The organism is Streptomyces sp. NPDC085932, from assembly GCF_044540525.1.
Taxonomy (GTDB): Bacteria; Actinomycetota; Actinomycetes; order Streptomycetales; family Streptomycetaceae; genus Streptomyces; species Streptomyces levis.
In genome coordinates this window covers 848177-862318 of sequence record NZ_JBITSJ010000002.1, presented here as the reverse complement: position 1 = coordinate 862318, position 14142 = coordinate 848177, and the positions used below count along the sequence as shown (strand labels likewise).

Genomic DNA, 14142 nt, shown 5'->3' with positions numbered 1-14142 from the left:
AGCGGCAGACGAGTCGGGCTGTACGCCGGGTTCTGTTCCCGGGGTTCCTCGCGGAGCCCCGGGCGACGGCCATCCATCTAGGGCCGGCGTTGCCACCGGCCTCGTGCGGTCTACCCGCGGACTCGGGCGGGCAGCCCTCGAACGTCCGCGCAGAGCGCCTTCTACAACGCTCCTCTTGACCTTGCTCCGGGTGGGGTTTACCTAGCTGCCTGAGTCACCTCAGGCACTGGTGGTCTCTTACACCACCGTTTCACCCTTACCCAGCACCGAGGTGCTGGGCGGTTTGCTTTCTGTGGCACTGTCCCGCGGGTCACCCCGGGTGGCCGTTAGCCACCACCCTGCCCTGTGGAGCCCGGACGTTCCTCGGGGAGTTCCCCGTCAGGGGGACTCCACGCGGCCGTCCGCCCGGCTCGTCTGCCGTGTCGACCATGGTACCCGCCGTGGCACGGGCCGCGGCGCCGCCGCCGTGGCCAGGACCGAGCCCGCCAGGATCAGGGCGAAGGCGGCCAGCACCGTCGGGGTCAGGTGCTCGTCCAGGAAGACGGCGCCCGCGGCCACCGCGACCGCCGGGTTGACGTACGTGATGACCGACGCGCGGGTCGGGCCGACCTCCTTGATCAGTTCCAGGAAGGCCACGAAGGCGACGGCCGTGCAGACGGCGCCGAGGGCCGCGAGGGCGGCGAGGGTCCCGGGCGAGGGGAGGGCGGCGGGACGGGAGGCGACGGCCGCGGGGGCGTAGACCAGGGCGGCCAGCGCCAGGCAGGGAGTGATGAGGTGCAGCGTCGGGACGTCCTTGAGGTGACGGCTGGCGATCAGGGGGGCGGTGGCGTAGCCGACGACCGTCACCAGGACCTCCGCCAGCGAGAAGGCGTCGCCACCGGTCAGGTGCGGGACGGTGAGGACGCCCACCCCGGCCAGGCCCAGCGCGAGGCCGGAGATCCGGCGGGCGCCCAGTGACTCGGCCGCGCCGAAGAAGCGGGCGAGGAGGACTCCGACGATGGGGACTCCCGCGATCAGCAGGCCCGCGGTGGAGCTGGAGAGGTGGCGTTCGGCGTCGGTCAGGGTGTACCACGGGCCGACGATCTCGATCACCGCGAAGGCCAGCATCGGCTTCCAGTGCGTGCGCACGGTGCGCACCAGGCCCGGCTGGCGCAGGGCGAAGGGCAGCAGGAGGGCGGCGCCGAGCGCGCAGCGCGCGAACACCACGGCCGACGGGGACAGTTCGTCCACCGCCACCTTGATCAGCAGATAGGGGACGCCCCAGACGACTCCCATCAGGGCGAACAGCAACCAGCCGCGTGCAGTCATGGGACGAGTCTCGGCCGTCTCACCCCGCCGTGTCTTGAACGCTGTTGCGGTACGCCGCCGGGGTCACGCCCAGCACGCGGCGGAACCAGCGGGTGAGGTGGGCCTGGTCGGCGAAGCCGACGAGGCCGGCGACCTCGGCGGGGCGCAGGCCGGACTCCAGCAGGCGGCGGGCGCGGGCCACCCGGTGCTGGGCGAGCCAGGCGTACGGCGGTACGCCCATGGTCGTGCGGAAGGAGCGCAGCAGTTGGTAGCGGGAGAGGCCGAGGTCGGTGGCGAGGGCGGCCAGGGACGGGGGGTCCAGCAGTTCGTCGGCGAGGCGGTCGCGCACGGTCCGGGCGATGTGGCCGGCGCCCGGCACGGTGTCGCCCGCCGCGCGGGCCGTGGAGTGGCGGTGGGCCAGTGCGGTGAGCAGCCAGGGCAGGCGGGACTCGGCCTCCAGCGGGTCGGGGTGGGCGCTGATGTCGGTGTGGGCGGCGCGCAGGGCGGCGGCGAGTTCCGGGTCGTGCAGCACGGGGTCGCGGAAGTGGGGCGGGCCGCCGAGGGTGCCGTCGGCGAGCAGGGCCGGGTCGGCGTACAGGGCCTGGTAGGCGTAGCCGTCACCGGCGGCCGGCCCGCCGGTGTGCATCTCGCCCGGCTCCAGCACGACGATCGACCCGGGGTAGGAGTGGATGTGCCCGCCCCGGTAGGCGATGACCTCGGACCCGCCGACGGTGACACCGACGGTGAACTCGTCGTGGGCGTGGGGCGCGTAGGTGTGCCGGTCGAAGTGCGCGGTGAGCAGGTCGAGGGGCGGCCCGGCCCGCCCCAGCCGGGCCCGGGTCCAGCTGGCTCGCTCCCGCATCCCCATGACACACCCCCCGGCCCCAGGGGATCAGAGCAGGTCCGCGGTGTCCAGATCGAAGGCGAACGGTTCCGGGAGGGTGACGGGCTTGCCGAAGGCGGCGGTGGCGAGACGGCGGTAGTCGTCGCGCTCCGGCTCGCTGAACAGCGTCGTCGCTCCGGCGTCCCGGTCCACGAGCAGGTAGAGCGGGATGCCGCCACGGGCGTAACAGCGGCGCTTGGCGACCCGGTCGACCTCCGGCCTGATACTCGTCACTTCCAGCACCATGCTGACCCCCGCACAGGGCATCCAGGCAGGCGCCCCCCGGAAGAGCCTCGGCCCGCCGGCGATGATCGTGCCGTCCGGGACCACATGATCCTGGGCGCAGCCGGGCGCGTTCCCCAGCTTCAGCCCCTTGTTCCCGGAGAACTGGACGTCGCGTTCGCTCCGGAGGAAGAGCTGGCGCACGAGCCGGCTGATGCAGTGCTCGTGGTGTCCGTCCGGCAGCGGGGTGAGGACGAATTCCCCTTCGACGAGTTCCGCCCGGAAGCCCTCCGGCGTGTCCAGGCGGACGAACCAGTCCGACAACAGCTTCTGCGTGTACGGGTCCGGTGTCATGGTGTAACCGCTTCTCCCTCGCTCGCTCGGCGTCAGCAGGATGGAGCCTTCCAGGGACACGAGCGGCGAGAGCGCCCCGGTTACCCCGACCGTGTGCGCTTGACCCTGTCGTAGCGGCAACGTTTTCACTGGTGGCATGCGGATCGGAGAACTCGCCGCGGTCGTGGGGGTCACCACGCGGGCCGTGCGGCACTACCACCATCAGGGGCTGCTGCCCGAGCCGGAGCGGCGGGCCAACGGGTATCGGGAGTACACCCTGCGGCACGCGGTCGTGCTGGCGCGGATCCGGCGGCTGACGGAGCTGGGGCTGGGGCTCGCCGAGGTGCGGGACGTGCTCGCGGACGACGCCGGCAAGGACCTGGTCGAGGTGCTGACCGAGCTGGACGCGGACCTGGCACGGCAGGAGGAGGCCGTCCGCGAGCGGCGCGGGCGGTTGCGGGCGCTGCTGGAGGCGGAGGGCGGGCTGCCGAAGGAGGGGCCCGTCTCGCCCGAGCTGGCCGCGCTGTTCGCCGGGACCGCGCATCTCACGGACAGCCCCATGGCGGCCAAGGACCGCGAGATCATCGCCTTCCTGGAGACGTCCATGCCTCCGGGGGCACGGGAGCGGATGGTGGCGTCGATCGGGGAGGCCCTGGGGAGCCCGGAGGCCGTCGCGCGGGCCGGTGAGGCGTACGCGCTGCTGGACGCGCTCGCCGACGCCCGGCCGGACGATCCGCGGGTCGAGGCGGCGGCCCGGGCGCTGGCCGGCTGCATTCCCCCGGGGCTGTTCCCGGACGCCGGGGAGGTCGACGAGGACGACGGCGTGCTGCGCGCGTTCTACGCCGACCTGGCCCCGGCGCAGGCCGAGGTGATCCGCCGTGCGCTGCGGATCCTGGCCGGGCAGCGGCGGGAGGAGGGGCGATGAGGGCCGTGCGGAGGCTGGTGGGGCACGAGGTGCGGGTGCTGGTGAGCCTCGTGCTGTGGATGGCGCGGCGTACGCACGGGACGAGGGGCGGGACGGCCTTCGGGTACGCGCGCGGGCAGGGCGCGATGATGGCGGGCTTCGCGTTCGTGTGCGTGGTGGAGACGGTCGCGATGTCGGTGCTGCTGCGGGACTTCCCGACCGTGCACGCGGTGTTCCTGTTCCTGGACGTCTACGGCGTGGTCGTGGTCGTCGGGCTGCACGCCTCGTCCGTGGTGCGCCCGCACGTGCTGGACCCGGACCGCGGGACCCTGCGGATACGGCGGTACGTGCACGTCGACCTGTGCGTGCCGCTGGACCGGATCGCCTCGGTGCGGCGCGAGCTGCGCATGACGCACGAGCGGGTCGAGGGCGAGCTGAACGTCGAGGTCGGCTCGCGGACGACCGTCACGCTCGAACTGACCGAGCCGGTCACCCATCTCTCCTTCCTCGGCCGGCGGCGCGAGGTCCGGGTCGTCCGCTTCCACGCCGACGACGCCGACGGCCTGGTCCGCGCCCTCCGCCCGGCCCGGGTGTGACTCCCCCGTACGCTGTCGGCGGAGTTCGATCGAAGGAGTACGCGTGCTTGTCCTGCTGCCGCCGTCCGAAGGAAAGGCCTCGTCCGGCCGGGGTGCGCCGCTGAAGCCGGAGTCGCTGTCCCTGCCGGGGCTCGCCGGGGCCCGCGAGGCGGTCCTGGCCGAGCTGGTCGAGCTGTGCTCGGGCGACGAGGACAAGGCGCGCGAGGTGCTGGGCCTGAGCGAGGGACTGCGGGGCGAGGTCGCGAAGAACGCCGGGCTGCGGACGGCGGGGGCGCGCCCGGCCGGGGAGATCTACACCGGCGTGCTGTACGACGCGCTCGGCCTGGCGACCCTCGACCCGGCCGCCAAGCGGCGCGCGGCGCGGTCGCTGCTGGTGTTCTCCGGGCTGTGGGGCGCCGTGCGGGTGACGGACCGGATCCCGTCCTACCGGTGCTCGATGGGCGTGAGGCTGCCGGGGCTCGGGGCGCTGGGCACGCACTGGCGTACGCCGATGGCCGCGGTGCTTCCCGAGGCGGCCGGGGACGGGCTGGTGCTGGACCTGCGGTCGGCCGCGTACGCCGCCGCGTGGAAGCCGAAGGGCGAGGTCGCGGAGCGGACGGCGACCGTGCGGGTGCTGCACGCGCCGACCCGGAAGGTGGTCAGCCACTTCAACAAGGCGACCAAGGGGCGGATCGTGCGGAGCCTGCTGGCCGACGGGGCCGCTCCGCGCTCGCCCGCCGATCTGGTGGAGGCGCTGCGGGACCTCGGCTACGTGGTCGAGGCCGGGGCGCCGACGAAGGCCGGGCAGGCGAGGGCGCTGGACGTGCTGGTGGACGAGATCCACTGACCGCGCGTTGCAGAGCACGCAACGCCCTTTGCGAGCTCTGCATCCCGGCGGCAGGATGAGCCTCATGACCTCGTCCTCCGGCTCCTCCGGCTCCTCCGCGCTGCCCGCCTCCGTGCTGGACCTCGCACCCGTCGTCCCCGTGGTCGTCGTCGGGGACGTCGGCGACGCCGTACCGCTGGCGCGGGCGCTGGTCGCCGGGGGGCTGCCGGCGATCGAGGTGACGTTGCGGACGCCCGTGGCCCTCGACGCGATCCGGGCCATCGCCCGGGAAGTCCCGGAGGCGGTGGTCGGGGCCGGGACGGTGATCAGCCCCGGACAGGTCGCGCAGGCGGTGGCGGCGGGGGCCCGGTTCCTGGTCAGCCCCGGCTGGACCGAGGGGCTGCTGGAGGCGATGCGGGCGTCCGGCGTGCCGTTCCTGCCGGGGGTGTCGACCACGTCCGAGGTCGTGGCGCTGCTGGAGCGCGGCGTGCGGGAGATGAAGTTCTTCCCGGCGCAGGCGGCGGGCGGTACGGCGTATCTGAGGTCGCTGGCGGGGCCGCTGCCGCAGGCGCGGTTCTGCCCGACCGGCGGGATCGGCCCGGACTCCGCCCCGGACTATCTGGCGCTGCCCAACGTCGGGTGCGTGGGCGGCAGCTGGATGCTGCCGCCGGACGCGGTCGCCGGCGGCGACTGGGGGCGGGTCGAGGAGCTGGCCCGGGCGGCGGCGGGGCTCAGCGCAGGTGGGACGTGTCGTTGAAGAGGCGGACGCTGGCGTTGCCGTCCGCGTAGTACGCCACGGCCGACAGGGACGCGGCCGACAGCTCCATGCGGAACAGGGACTCGGGCGGGGCGCCGAGGGCGAGCCGGACGAAGGTCTTGATCGGGGTCACGTGCGTGACGAGCAGGACCGTGCGGCCCCGGTGGGCGGCGATCAGCTTGTCGCGGGTGACGGCGATCCGCTCGGCGGTCGCGGCGAAGCTCTCGCCGCCGCCGGTGGGTTCGGCGTCCGGGGAGGCCAGCCAGGCGTTCAGGTCGTCGGGGTGGCGTTCGCGCACCTCGGCGAAGGTGAGTCCCTCCCAGGCGCCGAAGTCGGTCTCGCGCAGCCCGTCCTCGATCTCCACGTCCAGCCCGAGCCGGGCCGCGACGATGCCGGCGGTCTCCCGGGTCCGGGCGAGGGGCGAGGACACGACCGCCTGGATCGTCCCGCGCCGGGCCAGCAGGGCCCCCGCGCGTTCGGCCTGCTCCCGCCCCACGTCGGAGAGCGAGGGATCGGTACCCCCACTCCCCGAGAACCGCTTCTGCGGCGTCAACGGCGTCTCCCCGTGCCGCAGCAGCACGAAGGTGGCGGGAGCCCCCATGTCAGCGGGCGCCCACCCGGGGGCGGCGACGACCTTGGTGACCCGGGCGTCGGCGTCGGCCTGCGCGGCAGAGCCCGGCTTCGGGGTGCGGCCGCCGCCGGAGCCCTCGGCCTCGACGGCGTGGGCGCCGGCGTCCGCCGTCCCGGTGCCGCCGACCGTCACGGCCCGCGCGGCGCGCGCGTCGGCGGCGGCCGCCGCCGGGCGGACGGCACCCCCGGGCCGGTCGGTTCGCGCGTCCGTCCCGGTCAGCGCCGCCTCACGCCCCTCGCCGTCCGCCAGGCCCGTCGCCTCGCGCGCGGAGGACGGCACGGGGTCCGGCCCCGAGCCGGTGGTCGGCGTGGCAGCGCGTCCGGCCGCCAGGGCGTCCCGCACCCGCGCCGCCCCGGCCGTCGCGTCTCCGGGCGGCTCCGGCGAAATCGTCGTCGCCCCGGCCGCCGTGTCCAGTTCAGCCGTCGAAGACGACTCCGACCACTGCTCTCCCTTCGCCCCGGCGTCCATCGCCTCGTTGGCCAGCCGGTCCGCGTGCTTGTTCCGCTCGCGCGGGATCCACTCGTACGTCACCCGCCCGGGCGGGAAGATCCGGGCCGCTTCGGCCGCGAGGGGCTTCATCGCGGGGTGCTTGATCTTCCAGCGGCCCGACATCTGCTCGACGACGAGCTTGGAGTCCATCCGGACGCGGACCGTGGCGGCGGGGTCCAGCTCGTGGGCGGCGCGCAGGCCGGCCAGCAGGCCCCGGTACTCGGCGACGTTGTTCGTGGCGACGCCGATGTACTCGGCGGCCTCCCGCAGCGTTCGACCCGTCGCCGCGTCGCTCACCACGGCCCCGTAGCCCGCGGGCCCCGGGTTGCCCCGCGACCCGCCGTCCGCCTCGACGATGAACTCCCGCACCGGAACGGCTCCCCGCGGCCTAGAGACCGGACTCGGACGTGCGCACCAGGATGCGGCGGCAGTTCTCGCAGCGCACCACCGTGTCGGGCGCCGCCTTGCGGATCTCGTTCAGCTCGGTGATGGCCAGCTCCTGGCGGCAGCCCTGGCAGCTGCGCGCGTACAGCTTCGCCGCGCCGATGCCGCCCTGCTGCCCGCGCAGCTTGTCGTAGAGCTTGAGCAGGTCGTCGGGGATGGACCCGGCGATGACCTCGCGCTCCTTGGTGACCGTGGCGACCTCGGCGTCGATCTCCTCGAAGGCCGCGTCACGCCGCGCGGTCGCGTCGTCGACCTTCGCCTGGACCGAGGAGACCCGCTCGGTCAGCTCGGCCACCCGCTCCTGCGCGGACTCCCGGCGCTCCATGACCTCCAGCACCACGTCCTCCAGGTCGCCCTGCCGCTTGGCGAGCGAGGCGATCTCGCGCTGGAGGTTCTCCAGGTCCTTGGGGGAGGTGACGGCACCGGAGTCCAGGCGCTGCTGGTCGCGGGTGGCGCGCTGGCGCACCTGGTCCACGTCCTGCTCGGCCTTGGTCTGCTCGCGTGCGGTGTCGCTCTCCTCGGTCTGCGCGGCGACGAGCAGGTCGCGCAGCTGCGTGTGGTCCTTGGTCAGCGACTCGATCTCGGCGTGCTCGGGCAGCGACTTCCGCCGGTGGGCCAGCTGCTGGAGGCGGACGTCGAGGTCCTGGAGGTCGAGAAGGCGGATCTGGTCGGCGGGCGCGGCGTTCAGTTCGGGGCTCCCAGGGGGTCAGAAGTGGTCGAGGCCGCGTGGGCGGTCCAGGGGTCGGTGACCGTCTTGGAGACGTGGACCCGCAGGTCCCATCCATGCCGGTCGGAGATCTCGTCGAGCTGGCTCGCGGCCAGCTCGCACCAGGGCCACTCGGTGGCCCAGTGCGCCGCGTCGAGCAGCGCGAGGGGGCTGTGGGCGCGATCCGCCAGAAACTCGGCCGCCGGGTGGTGGCGCAGGTCCGCGGTGAGGAAGGCGTCGACGCCCGCCGCGCGCACGTGGTCGAAGAGGCTGTCGCCGGAGCCGCCGCTGACGGCGACCGTGCGCACGAGCGCCTCCGGGTCGCCGGCGACGCGGATGCCCTGCGCGGTGGCGGGCAGCCGCTCGGCGGCGCGGGCGGCGAGCTCGCGGACGGTCAGCGGGTGGTCCAGCGCGCAGACGCGGCCCAGGCCCCGCCGGCCCTCGGGGTCGGTGGGGTCCGGCACGAGCGGCCCGGTGACCCTGAGGTCCAGGGCGCCGGCGAGGGCGTCGGAGACGCCCGGGTCGGCGGTGTCGGCGTTGGTGTGGGCGACGTGCAGCGCGATGTCGTGCTTGATGAGCGTGTGGACGACGCGGCCCTTGAAGTGGGTCGCCGCGACCGTCGTCGTGCCGCGCAGGTAGAGCGGATGGTGGGTGACGAGCAGGCCGGCGCTCAGCTTCACCGCCTCGTCGACGATCTCCTGGACCGGGTCGACGGCGAACAGCACGCGCGTGACCTCCTGGTCCGGGTCGCCCACGACGGTGCCGACCGCGTCCCAGGACTCGGCCCGCTCGGCGGGCCACAGGGTCTCCAGCGCGGCGATGACTTCAGACAGACGGGGCACGGGTGCAAGGCTACCCGCCTGATCTGTGGCGTTGAACCGCCGCCGCCCCTGCCCGCCCGCCCTCGCCCCGCTCAGCACAGACGCCCCCTTTCCCTCAGGCGAATCGTTCCTGGAACACCCTTATGTGTGAAGTGGGGTGCCAGGGAATTCCCCGCCCGTTCGTGCGAAAACTACGTTCGTCACTGGAGGTGACCGAACGATGACTGCCTGTGCGATCGAGCCTTCGGCGGGGCACGAGGACGGGGACGACGCCGCGCCAACCGGCTGCACGCTCAGCGCGGACGGCCAGTACGGCGCGCGCCTCGCGTCGGCCGGCGACGCCTGGTACCCGGAGCGCTGGACCCTCGACGGCCCCGAGCCCTACGCGGTGCCCCTGCCCCGCAACCAGCCGGAGGAGCCGGGGACCGAGGTGCAGCCGATGGGCGACGGGCGGGTCCTCATCCACCGCCGGGTGGCCGGACGGCACGCCTTCTCGCTGCTGTACCCGACGGGGCCCGGCACCGGCGAGCTGCCGCTGGGGGCGGTCGAGTGCCCGGACGACGGCGCCCGGCTCCGGCTGCTGCCGCCCGCGCCCGGCGGGGAGAAGGCGTACGCCCTGGCGGTCGGCCCGCGCTCGACGTCGGTGTGGCTGGTGGCGGGCGGCGCCTTCGGGCCCGAGAAGGTGGCGGAGCTGCCCGGCCGCGGCTCGGGCGGGGTCTGGCTGGACCGCGCCGGGCGGCTGCTGGCCCTGGACCGGGAGACGGGCGGGCGCACCAAGGCGGTCGTGGTGGACCTGGAGCGCGGGGGCGAGGTGTCGCCGCTGCTGCAGATCGCCGCGGACAGCGACGACCGGCTGCTGCTCGCCGATCACGACAGCGGCCTGCTGATCGTCCGCTCCGACGCGCCCTCACCGGGGCACGGGCGGCTGGGCTGGGGTGTGCTGGGCAGCACGCTGCCGGTGCGGTTCCCGGAGTGCCTGCGACTGCGGGACTGCTCCCTCACGCCGTTCGCGATCCAGCCGGGGCAGGTGCTGACGCCGGAGAGCTGCGCGGTGGCCCTGCGGGTCGACGGGCCCGCGGGCAGCTGGGTGGGGGTGTGGCGGCCGGCCGAGCGGCGGATGCACCATCTCCCCGCGCCCCCGGGGTGGTTGACGGGGACCGGCCTGTGGACGGCGGACGGGGTGCTGCGGCTGCCGTACGCGACGGCGGCCGTGCCGTGCGGGGTGGCGCGGGTGCGCCCGCCCGCGCCCGCCCTGCCCGATACCGGCACCGCGGCGTCGCGTCCCGGGCCGGAGACCGGCACGGCGCCGCCGTCACCGCCCCACGACCCCGAGCCGGCGACCCCACCCCCCGACCCCGGGTCGACGCACCCGCTCCCCGACCCCGGGTCGACGCACCCTCTCCCCGACCCCACGTCGGCGACCCCTCTCCCCGACCCCGGGTCGGCGACCCCGCGCCACGGCCCCGCGCCGACGGCCCCTCTCCCCGCCCGCGGGTCGGCGACCCCACTCCCCGACCCCTGGTCCCCGCGCCCGGACCCCTGGTCCTCGCGGCCCGATCCCGCGTCGGCCCCGCGTTCCGGTCCCGGGTCGGCAGCCCCGCTTCCGGAAGCGCCCGACGACCGGCCCGCCCCGCCTCCGGCGCCCGCGGTCGCCCGCCCGGTACCCCTTCAGGAGGCGCCGTTGGGACGCCTTGTAACGAACTAGTGCCGGTTGGCGTGGCCGCCTGGATTCCGGCTGTGGGGCGTTGGTTAGACTCACCCGGCTGTAAAAAAGATCATTTGACGGGGTGAATTCCATCCGATGAGCGACGCCAGCCAGAACCAGCCGCCTGTTGCCGACGTCCAGGAAGCCTCCACCGGCCACGGCCGGCACCGTGGCGAGGTTTCCACGCAGGACAGCGAGACGGCTCCGCGCGGACGCCACCGCAAGCCGGTGGCGGAGACCGAGCAGGCCGTGTCCGCGGCCTGACGGCACGTCAGTCACCAGACGGCGAACGGCCCCTCCCGCCACCCGGCGGGAGGGGCCGTTCTCCGCAGCGGGGATCACCCGCGTTTCAGCCCCAGCACCTCCGCCGCCGCGAACGTCTCCCCCGCCGGCCGGTCCGCGTAGTACGGCCCGAGCACGGCGTCCAGCTCGTCGTAGGTGAAGGTGTCCTGCTTGCTGTCGAACACGGCGGCGACCCGCGGCCGTTCGACGACGGCGACCATCCCGCCGTGCACCACCAGCAGCTGCCCGTTCACGTGCGCGGCGGCGGGCGAGGCCAGATAGCCGACGAGCGGGGCGACGTGCTCGGGGGCGAGCGGGTCGGGTCCGCCCGCGGCGGGCCGTTCGACGCCCGCGAAGACGTCCTCGGTCATCCGGGTGCGGGCGCGCGGGCAGATGGCGTTGGCGGTCACCCCGTACTTGGCGAGGGCGAGGGCCGTGGAGGTGGTGAGGCCGACGATCCCGCCCTTGGCCGCCGCGTAGTTGGGCTGCCCGGCGGAACCGGCGAGGAACGCCTCGGAGGAGGTGTTGACGATCCGCCCGAACACCGGCCGCCCGGCCCGCTTGGACCGCTCCCGCCAGTGGGCGGCGGCGAAGCGGGTGGTGTTGAAGTGCCCCTTGAGGTGCACGCGGACGACCGAGTCCCATTCCTCCTCGCTCATCGAGAAGACCATCCGGTCGCGCAGGATGCCCGCGTTGTTGACCAGGACGTCGAGTCGGCCGTACGCGGCGACGGCCAGGCCGATCAGCTCCCGGGCCTGCTCGAAGTCGGAGACGTCACCGGTGTGGGCGACGGCGGTGCCGCCCGCGGCCCGGATCTCGGCGGCGACCTCCTCGGCGGGCCCGGCCGATGCCTCGCCGCTGCCGTCGCGGCCGGGCCTGCCGAGGTCGTTGACGACGACCGCGGCGCCCAGCCGGGCGAGTTCCAGCGCCTCGGCCCGGCCGAGCCCGCGGCCCGCCCCCGTGACGATCGCGGACAGTCCCCTCAGCGGCAGCGGCACGGCGTCCGTCCTCACAGCTCGATGCAGGTGCGTAGGGCGGTCCCGGTCCGCATCTGGTCCAGGGCCTCGTTGATCTCGGTGAACGGGACCCGGTGGGTGATCAGGCCGGCCAGGTCGACCCGTCCGGCCCGCCACAGGGCGATGGTGCGCGCGTAGGAGCGCAGGACGTCCCCGCCGCCGTACAGGGACGGCAGGATCCGCTTCTCGTCGAAGAACAACTCGAACATGTTGAGTTGCAGGACGTCGTCCATGGCGCCGGCGCCGACCACGACGAGGGTGCCGCCGCGCCGGGTGGTGTCGTACGCGGTGCGGGCCGTGGCGGCCTTGCCGACGACCTCGAAGACGTGGTCGAAGCCCTCGCCGCCGGTGATCTGCTGCTTGGCCTCGGGCAGTTCCCCGGGCGCGACGGCCCGGGTGGCGCCGAAGCGGACGGCCGCCTCGCGCCGGGAGGCGACCGGGTCGACGGCGACGATCTCGGCGGCGCCCCGCAGCCGGGCGCCCTGGATCACCGAGATGCCGACGCCCCCGCAGCCGATCACCGCCACCGACGCACCGGCCTCCAGATCGGCGGTGTTGAGCGCGGCCCCCAGGCCGGTCGTCACACCGCAGCCGATGAGGGCGGCGATGTCGAAGGGCACGTCGTCGGGGATCGGCACCGCGCAGCCGGCGTCGACGACGACCTCCTCGGCGAAGGTGCCGGTGCCGGCGAAACCGAAGACGTCGCCGCCGGGACGCCTGAAGTTGGGGGTGCCCGCGTTCATGAACCCCGCCAGGCACAGCTCGGTCTGGCCGCGTTCGCAGGCGGGGCAGGAGCCGCAGGCGGGCAGCCAGCACACGACGACCCGGTCACCGGCCTTCAGATGGCCCACACCCTCGCCGACTTCGAGGATCTCGCCCGCCCCTTCGTGCCCGGGCACGAACGGCGCGGGCTGCGGCAGCACGCCGCTCATGGCGGACAGGTCCGAGTGGCACAGCCCCGTGGCGCGCACCCGGATCCGCACCTTGCCAGGTCCGAAGCCCACCGCCTCGACGTCGTCGAGGACCTCCAGCTTGTCCTGGCCGATCTCGTGCAGTACGGCTGCGCGCATGGTGCGGCTCCCCTCGTACGGCGGTGTGGACTCACGGGTGTTCGACGATCGTGCCGGCCAGGACGGGCGCGTCGTCGCGCTCGACGGCGGTGACGGCGACCCGGGTGGACTCCGGCGCGTGCCACATGCGGATCCGCAGCGTCTCCCCCGGGTACACGACCCCGGCGAAGCGGGTGCCGTACGACCGGATGCGGGTGACGTCCCCGCCGAGCAGCGTGTCGACGACGGCCTTGAGCGTCATGCCGTAGGTGCACAGGCCGTGCAGGATGGGCCGCTCGAACCCGGCACGCTTGGCGAACTCGGGGTCCGCGTGCAGGGGGTTCCAGTCGCCGGAGAGCCGGTAGAGCAGGGCCTGGTCCTCGCGGACGGGGCGTTCGACGGTCCGGTCCGGGTCGCCGGCGGGGGGCTCCGGGCGGGTGGAGGGGCCGCGGTCGCCGCCCCAGCCGCCCTCGCCGCGGACGAAGATCTGGGCGTCGTTGGTCCACAGCGGGCCCTCGGCGTCGCCGACGTCGGTGCGCAGCACCAGGACGGCCGCCTTGCCCTTGTCGCACACGGCGGCGATCCGGTGGGTCGCGGTCGCGGTGCCCGTCGTGGGCAGGGGCCGGTGGACCACCAGGCTCTGGCCGCCGTGCAGCACGCGGGCGAGGTCGACGTCGACTCCGGGCATGGACAGTCCGCTGGTCACGCCGGGTTTCCCGCCGCCCGCGACGGTGGCGAAGCTGGGCAGGACGTGCAGCCGGGACTCCAGGGTGTAGCGCAGCTCGTCGGGGTCGGTGGCGGGGGTGCCGGCGCCGATGCCGAGGTGGTAGAGCTGCACGTCCCTGGCGTCCCAGGAGAGCTCGCCGGTCCGGGGCTCGGCGGCGAGCGCCTTGGCTGCGTCGATGGGCATGGGGCTCCTGATCGCCGTGGGAAGGACCTCGGCACGGCCGTCCGCACCGTCGGCCGCACCGAGGCCGTCTGGGGGCCGAACTGGAACGCGTTCCAGTCCCGCGCCCTCTGTATAGCCGAGCCCCCCGCACTTGTGAAGCCTCCTGACGTTGCGTCAGATCCGAGTGGGGTGCCGCCGGGCCGGTTGCCCCGGCCACGGCACCGGCGTGTACGTTGACCGGAGGTCCGCGCCGCACCGCGCCGGCGCCGGCAACGGCTGGGCGACCGGCCGTGAACAGCCGCGACCACCAGGGGAAACGGAGC

General features: G+C 74.6%; 14 protein-coding genes, 1 other RNA gene and 1 pseudogene. 6 read left to right on the top strand and 10 right to left on the bottom strand.

All coding sequences use genetic code 11. The annotated features are described in order from the left end of the window. Positions 1–5: 5 nt before the first annotated feature. The 4 genes and pseudogenes from rnpB to ACIGAQ_RS13055 all read right to left on the bottom strand — a co-directional run bounded on the left by rnpB (position 6) and on the right by ACIGAQ_RS13055 (position 2746). An RNA gene (gene rnpB, locus ACIGAQ_RS13070) (RNase P RNA component class A) lies at positions 6–413 on the bottom strand. A gap of 115 nt (positions 414–528) precedes the next feature. Then, positions 529–1275: pseudogene (locus ACIGAQ_RS13065) on the bottom strand (DMT family transporter); the annotation flags it as partial. A 52-nt stretch (positions 1276–1327) separates the two neighbouring features. After that, positions 1328–2155 carry an AraC family transcriptional regulator gene (locus ACIGAQ_RS13060; RefSeq protein WP_399782102.1) on the bottom strand — a complete coding sequence of 276 codons (828 nt, stop codon included), beginning with the start codon at positions 2153–2155 and terminating at the stop codon, positions 1328–1330. A gap of 24 nt (positions 2156–2179) precedes the next feature. Continuing rightward, entirely contained in the window at positions 2180–2746 is a 567-nt protein-coding gene (locus tag ACIGAQ_RS13055) for a Uma2 family endonuclease (protein WP_399782099.1), read from the bottom strand. A gap of 136 nt (positions 2747–2882) precedes the next feature. On the opposite strand from ACIGAQ_RS13055, the gene ACIGAQ_RS13050 reads away from it, so the two are divergent. From ACIGAQ_RS13050 to eda, 4 genes are all read left to right on the top strand, one after another. Further along, positions 2883–3650, top strand: a complete 768-nt coding sequence (locus ACIGAQ_RS13050; RefSeq protein WP_311684894.1) for a MerR family transcriptional regulator — start codon at positions 2883–2885, stop codon at positions 3648–3650. Then, positions 3647–4225 carry a hypothetical protein gene (locus ACIGAQ_RS13045; protein WP_399782095.1) on the top strand — a complete coding sequence of 193 codons (579 nt, stop codon included), beginning with the start codon at positions 3647–3649 and terminating at the stop codon, positions 4223–4225. The genes ACIGAQ_RS13050 and ACIGAQ_RS13045 overlap by 4 nt, the downstream gene beginning before the upstream one ends. Positions 4226–4268: 43 nt before the next feature. Further along, positions 4269–5051, top strand: a complete 783-nt coding sequence (yaaA, locus tag ACIGAQ_RS13040) for a peroxide stress protein YaaA (protein WP_399782092.1) — start codon at positions 4269–4271, stop codon at positions 5049–5051. A 64-nt stretch (positions 5052–5115) separates the two neighbouring features. Next, positions 5116–5787 (top strand): bifunctional 4-hydroxy-2-oxoglutarate aldolase/2-dehydro-3-deoxy-phosphogluconate aldolase, encoded by a 672-nt coding sequence (gene eda, locus ACIGAQ_RS13035; RefSeq protein ID WP_399782089.1) that lies wholly within the window; start codon positions 5116–5118, stop codon positions 5785–5787. On the opposite strand, the gene ACIGAQ_RS13030 is transcribed toward eda, so the two are convergent. Genes ACIGAQ_RS13030 through ACIGAQ_RS13020 form a run of 3 tightly spaced genes read right to left on the bottom strand, consistent with a single transcriptional unit; the run spans position 5762 to position 8899 of the window. Beyond that, positions 5762–7276, bottom strand: coding sequence for a bifunctional RNase H/acid phosphatase (locus tag ACIGAQ_RS13030; protein ID WP_362274163.1), 1515 nt, complete (start codon positions 7274–7276; stop codon positions 5762–5764). The two genes, eda and ACIGAQ_RS13030, sit on opposite strands and share 26 nt — an antisense overlap. Before the next feature lie 19 nt (positions 7277–7295). Beyond that, a complete protein-coding gene (locus ACIGAQ_RS13025; protein WP_399783154.1) occupies positions 7296–8039 on the bottom strand; it encodes a zinc ribbon domain-containing protein in 744 nt (247 codons plus the stop codon). Further along, entirely contained in the window at positions 8036–8899 is an 864-nt protein-coding gene (locus ACIGAQ_RS13020) for a Nif3-like dinuclear metal center hexameric protein (RefSeq protein ID WP_399782085.1), read from the bottom strand. The genes ACIGAQ_RS13025 and ACIGAQ_RS13020 overlap by 4 nt, the downstream gene beginning before the upstream one ends. Before the next feature lie 199 nt (positions 8900–9098). Between ACIGAQ_RS13020 and ACIGAQ_RS13015 the strand changes: the two genes are divergently transcribed. Beyond that, positions 9099–10583 (top strand): hypothetical protein, encoded by a 1485-nt coding sequence (locus tag ACIGAQ_RS13015; protein WP_399782081.1) that lies wholly within the window; start codon positions 9099–9101, stop codon positions 10581–10583. Between the two features lie 96 nt (positions 10584–10679). Then, positions 10680–10847, top strand: coding sequence for a hypothetical protein (locus ACIGAQ_RS13010; RefSeq protein ID WP_311684908.1), 168 nt, complete (start codon positions 10680–10682; stop codon positions 10845–10847). 74 nt (positions 10848–10921) lie between these two features. Here ACIGAQ_RS13010 and ACIGAQ_RS13005 read toward each other — a convergent pair whose 3' ends face one another. From ACIGAQ_RS13005 to ACIGAQ_RS12995, 3 genes are read right to left on the bottom strand one after another with little or no spacing between them, the layout of a single operon-like run. Beyond that, the gene (locus tag ACIGAQ_RS13005) at positions 10922–11863 is read right to left on the bottom strand and encodes a 3-oxoacyl-ACP reductase (protein WP_399783151.1); all 942 of its coding nucleotides are present in this window, start codon (positions 11861–11863) and stop codon (positions 10922–10924) included. Between the two features lie 11 nt (positions 11864–11874). Further along, positions 11875–12951: a Zn-dependent alcohol dehydrogenase gene (locus tag ACIGAQ_RS13000; RefSeq protein ID WP_399782078.1), complete on the bottom strand. Its 1077-nt coding sequence runs from the start codon at positions 12949–12951 to the stop codon at positions 11875–11877. 31 nt (positions 12952–12982) lie between these two features. Beyond that, positions 12983–13840, bottom strand: a complete 858-nt coding sequence (locus ACIGAQ_RS12995) for a MaoC/PaaZ C-terminal domain-containing protein (protein WP_399782075.1) — start codon at positions 13838–13840, stop codon at positions 12983–12985. Between the last annotated feature and the right edge of the window lie 302 nt (positions 13841–14142).

Bases quoted from the DNA above. Each gene is read 5' to 3' on its own strand.
- ACIGAQ_RS13060 (WP_399782102.1), bottom strand. From the start codon at position 2,155: ATGGGGATGCGGGAGCGAGCCAGCTGGACCCGGGCCCGGCTGGGGCGG.
- ACIGAQ_RS13010 (WP_311684908.1), top strand. From the start codon at position 10,680: ATGAGCGACGCCAGCCAGAACCAGCCGCCTGTTGCCGACGTCCAGGAA.
- ACIGAQ_RS12995 (WP_399782075.1), bottom strand. From the start codon at position 13,840: ATGCCCATCGACGCAGCCAAGGCGCTCGCCGCCGAGCCCCGGACCGGC.
- ACIGAQ_RS13045 (WP_399782095.1), top strand. From the start codon at position 3,647: ATGAGGGCCGTGCGGAGGCTGGTGGGGCACGAGGTGCGGGTGCTGGTG.
- ACIGAQ_RS13055 (WP_399782099.1), bottom strand. From the start codon at position 2,746: ATGACACCGGACCCGTACACGCAGAAGCTGTTGTCGGACTGGTTCGTC.
- ACIGAQ_RS13015 (WP_399782081.1), top strand. From the start codon at position 9,099: ATGACTGCCTGTGCGATCGAGCCTTCGGCGGGGCACGAGGACGGGGAC.
- eda (WP_399782089.1), top strand. From the start codon at position 5,116: ATGACCTCGTCCTCCGGCTCCTCCGGCTCCTCCGCGCTGCCCGCCTCC.
- ACIGAQ_RS13000 (WP_399782078.1), bottom strand. From the start codon at position 12,951: ATGCGCGCAGCCGTACTGCACGAGATCGGCCAGGACAAGCTGGAGGTC.
- ACIGAQ_RS13050 (WP_311684894.1), top strand. From the start codon at position 2,883: ATGCGGATCGGAGAACTCGCCGCGGTCGTGGGGGTCACCACGCGGGCC.